Genomic DNA, 4,173 nt, shown 5'->3' on the forward strand with positions numbered 1-4,173 from the left:
GGGTCAGACGCCGGTAGGCGTTGGCTCCGGTCAGCAGCACCGCCAGCACGCAGGCGGCGAATACCCCGAAGAGCAGCAGGGCCATCAGGCCGTTCAGTTGATGTTGAATAGGTCTTTTTTTCATGGCTCGTTCTCCAGCACCGTGATATCCGGCATCAGATTTTCCGCGAAGACGGAGTAGTGAACCGTATAGCGCTCCTCGTCAATCTGAACGCCATAGCGGGTCTGCAAATACTCCAGGTCGGCGGGATAGACCCCCTCGGCGGCGTAACAGGCCACACAGCCCCGCCGCAGGGTCTCCTCCAGCTGGCGCATGTCCTCCTCGGCCCGGCCCTGGTCCAGACTGCTCAGGGCGGCGGCAAACATCAGCAGCGCCGCGGCGGCAATCACCGGCAGCAGCAGGCCCCGGAGCAGGTCCGCCCAGCGGGCTCCTCTCATTCTTCCCATAGGCTCACCCGATGGCGGACATGATGTGCATGAGGGGCAGCATCACAGACAGCAGAATCAGACCCACCAGCACGGAGCACACCAGCACCAGGGCCGGTTCCACCCGGCTGACCAGGCTCTCCAGGGCGGCCTCGCCCTCTTCGGTGAGGTCCCGGGCAATGGCCTCCATGGCGGAGTCGCCGGCGCCGCTGCGCTGGCCCAGCTCCAGCAGGCGGCACTGTCCCGCAGGCAGCAGGCCGCTGGCGTTCATGGCCACGCCCAGAGCCTCGCCGTTCTCGACCCGGGCGGTGCAGTCCTCACAGCGCTGCCTGGCGCCGGGAATGTCCTCCATCAGGCCGGCGGCCAGGGAGACGGCCTCCTCCGGCGGCAGGCCGCTGGCCATGCCCATGGCAATGGCCTGGGCCAGGCGGGCGGTGTTCAGCTTCCGGGAGACGCCTTTGTCCCCGTGGTTCTTCCGCCAGCCGGAGAGGATTCTGCCCCGGAAGGAACCGGAGGCCGCGAAGGCGATGGCAAACACCGCCAGCACCGCCAGAATCACCCAGATCACGGGCATCACGCCGTCCAGCCAGCGGCCCAGGGTCAGCAGGCCCCCGGCCACGCCGGTGAGCCGCCCGCCCAGGGAGGCATAGACGTCGTCGAAAATGGGCAGGACCTTCACCAGCAGCACGGCGATGACCACCAGCATCAGCCCCAGCATCACAGCCGGGTACAGCAGGGCGCTGCGGACCCGCCGGTCCAGGCGGATGCGGTCCTCATAGTACCGGGACAGGGCGGCCAGGGCCTCCTCGCTCCGGCCGGTGCGCTCGCCTACCTCCACCAGGCCGCAGACGTAGGCGGGGAAGCAGCCGCTGTCCCGCAGGGCGGCGGACATGGGATCTCCACTGTCCACCTGCCGGGCCATGGCGGAGAGCAGGTCCTTGTGGGCGGACTCGCCCTCCTCCGCCAGAAGGGACAGAGCATCGCCGGCGCTGACGCCGGCATGGAAGAGCAGGGACAGCTCCAGGCAGAGATAGGAAATCTCTTCATTAGAAAATACGTTGTTCATCAGATACTCCCATTCACTATGTAATAGACTGGCGTGCAAAAAAGGATACGCAGAAAAGGGACATGCGGAGCGGGGCGGACCCGGAAAAATGGACCTGCGGAGCGCCGCAAGCCCATTTTAACCCAATTGAACGGATTCGTAAAGAGGGAATCTGAATTTTCCGGAGTTCCCCGATGGTTTGGGCGTAAGCCCGGGAACTCAATAGAGATATTTGGTGGTGTAGTTGCTTCCGTCTCCGATATATTTCATAATGGACTCGCTGCTGTTGCTGGAGGAGGCAAAGGTGGGGTCCATCCGCTGCCAGCTGGTGCCGTCGAAGTAAATCACGCCGTCAATCCAGCCGGTTTCCGCCGTCCAGACGCTGATCCAGGCATGATAGGCGGTTCCGGCGTAGCCCACCACCAGCTTGCAGGGAACCCCCTGGCTGCGCAGCATGCCGGTCATCAGAGAGGCGTAGTCAAAGCAGATGCCCTTTTTCGTGGACAGCACGGTGTCCAGCACCGGCAGATAGCCGCTTTGAACGGTGGCGGCCTTCTGCTTGTCATAGGTCAGGTTCTTCACCACGAAATCGTAGACCTTCCCCACCTTTTCCAGTGGGTCGGTGACGCTGCCGGCCAGCTCCTTGGCTTTGGCTATGGTGTTGACCGCGTTGGCGTAGTTCACATACTGGTTGGGCCGGAGGAAGGGGGCGAATTCGTCCTTCAGCGTCACGGTGAAGGAGACGGACAGCTCCACGGCGTACTTCTTGCCGCTGGTGTTTTCCAGCACCGTCACCTGATAGCCGCCGTTGCCGTCGGACAGGGGGAAGGTGGTCCAGGCCTGGGCGGGCAGGTCGTAGGTATAGGTGGTGGAAGGGCCCTTGACCTGGACCTTCAGGCGCTTGGCGGTGGCGGCGGAGAACTGGACCATTACATAGCCGTCGGTGATGTTGGAGTAGTCCACCACGGCCCGGGCGGACTTTTTCGCGGCGGTGCCGGAGGCCACGGGGAGCAGCAGCGTATCCGTGGCGGCGGGGCCCTCCGCCAGGGCGACGGCCTCATTCTCCAGCTCGATTTCCTCCAGAACCATCCGGTCAATGAAAATATCCTCTTCGGGCAGACCGGCCTCGTCCCCGGCGGCGGGGGCGGCAGGCGGCTGGGCGCAGCCCGCCAGCAGCAGAAGCGCCAGCAGCGCCGGCAGGAATCTCCGGCTCAGGGCTGCGGTGTGTTGAAGGTTGGCAAATGTTTTCACAGAAACTCCTTTCCCCGGCGCGGCGGCGCCGGACATCCGGACGGCCCGGGGCCGCACGGTGTTATGTACTGATATTAGACCCCCATTATACCCAAAAAGTTCCCGGCCCGCAAGAGGAAAAAATCCGTGCCGCCGTCTTTTTTGGATAAAACCCGACACGGCTGCGGCGGCGCAAAAAAAGACTTGCGGTTTTTGGGTTTTTGTGGGATAATTGTCATATTGCCCAGCGGCAGGCCCGGACGGCCTGTTTGGTCTATGAATTATGAAAAGGGGTTGGAATACGTGTCCCCAAGGAACATCGCGCTGCTGACGGACTCCTGCGCGGACCTGTCTCCCCGCCTGAGGGCGGAAAACCACATCTACACAGTCCCCCTGCGCATCCTCTGCGCCGACGGGGAATATGCCGACGGCGTGAATATCAGCGCCGAAGAGGTCTGCCGCCGCCTCAGGGCGGGGGAGCTGCCTCAGACGTCCCTGCCCTCTGTGGAGAGTGTGGGGGCCGTGCTGGAGGAAATCCGGGCCGCGGGCTATGACGGCGTCATTGCCGTCATGCTCTCCAGCGGACTGTCCGGCACTTATAACCTGGTGCGCCTGGTGGCGGAGGAGAGCGGGGAGGCATTTCCCATCCGGGTCTTCGACTCGGTCAGCGGCTCCCTGGGCCAGGGCCTGACGCTGCTTCAGCTGGCGGAGGACATCCGCAGCGGCATGGACTGGGAGGAGCTGACGGAGCGCCGGGCCCCCCGGCTCATTGCCGGGACCTTCCCCTTTTTCTCTGTGGATACCCTGGAGTATCTTTTGAAGGGGGGGCGCATCGGCAAGGTCACCGCCACAGCGGGGACCCTTCTGCAAATCAAGCCCATCATCAGCTTTGCTTCCGACGGACAGCTCCAGTCCGTGGCCAAGGTCCGGGGCCGGAATCAGGTCATCGGCAAGCTGGTGGCCATGACGTCGGACCGCTGCGGCGGCCACAGGCGCTACAATCTGGCGGTGGCCCACGGCGGCGCGCTGGCGGAGATGGCCGTGCTCCGGGAAAAGCTCACCGCCGCCCTGCCGGACTATGACCACATTTGGGAGGGTGAGATTGACGGCACCCTGAGCGTCTATATTGGAGACGGCGTTTTAGGCGCCGCCATTCAGGTTCTGGACTGACCGTGTTTCCTTCCGCCCCTCCATGTTATGGAGGGGCGGTTATTTTGGCCCCTCGTTCAAACAACGACGGGCCCGGAGTCCGGGGTGGTCCGACACTTTTCAATACATTCTGTCGATTTCTATTCCACAATTGCGGATTGTATTCAGAAATTCTCTTCCTCCTGCCGGTTTGCGCGGCCATAGAGCAGGGCCGTCCGGCGGATGGAGTCCCGGAGGAGCCCAATGCGGGGCGCACAGTTTCTGCTGCGCTCTGTTGATTCCTATTCCGTGATTGCGAGCTGTATTCAGGAAATCCCGTCCTC

At 63.3% G+C, this 4,173-nt stretch carries 4 protein-coding genes; 1 reads left to right on the forward strand and 3 read right to left on the reverse strand.

Annotated features, from left to right (window positions below; genetic code table 11):
* Positions 1–120 precede the first annotated feature (120 nt).
* From Q0063_RS14345 to Q0063_RS14355, 3 genes are all read right to left on the reverse strand, one after another.
* Positions 121–447 (reverse strand): hypothetical protein, encoded by a 327-nt coding sequence (locus Q0063_RS14345; RefSeq protein ID WP_297872640.1) that lies wholly within the window; start codon positions 445–447, stop codon positions 121–123.
* A 4-nt stretch (positions 448–451) separates the two neighbouring features.
* Positions 452–1,492, reverse strand: a complete 1,041-nt coding sequence (locus Q0063_RS14350) for a type II secretion system F family protein (protein ID WP_297872641.1) — start codon at positions 1,490–1,492, stop codon at positions 452–454.
* A gap of 198 nt (positions 1,493–1,690) precedes the next feature.
* Complete coding sequence (locus Q0063_RS14355) at positions 1,691–2,722, reverse strand: transglutaminase family protein (RefSeq protein ID WP_297872642.1); 1,032 nt, start codon at positions 2,720–2,722, stop codon at positions 1,691–1,693.
* A gap of 255 nt (positions 2,723–2,977) precedes the next feature.
* On the opposite strand from Q0063_RS14355, the gene Q0063_RS14360 reads away from it, so the two are divergent.
* Positions 2,978–3,871: a DegV family protein gene (locus tag Q0063_RS14360; protein WP_297872643.1), complete on the forward strand. Its 894-nt coding sequence runs from the start codon at positions 2,978–2,980 to the stop codon at positions 3,869–3,871.
* Positions 3,872–4,173 lie beyond the last annotated feature (302 nt).

The organism is uncultured Oscillibacter sp. (assembly GCF_947654275.1).
In the GTDB taxonomy this organism is placed as follows: Bacteria; Bacillota; Clostridia; order Oscillospirales; family Oscillospiraceae; genus Oscillibacter.

Excerpts from the sequence above, each read along its gene's own strand:
- Q0063_RS14345 (WP_297872640.1), bottom strand. The coding sequence starts at position 447 with ATGGGAAGAATGAGAGGAGCCCGCTGGGCGGACCTGCTCCGGGGCCTG.
- Q0063_RS14350 (WP_297872641.1), bottom strand. The coding sequence starts at position 1,492 with ATGAACAACGTATTTTCTAATGAAGAGATTTCCTATCTCTGCCTGGAG.
- Q0063_RS14360 (WP_297872643.1), top strand. The coding sequence starts at position 2,978 with ATGAATTATGAAAAGGGGTTGGAATACGTGTCCCCAAGGAACATCGCG.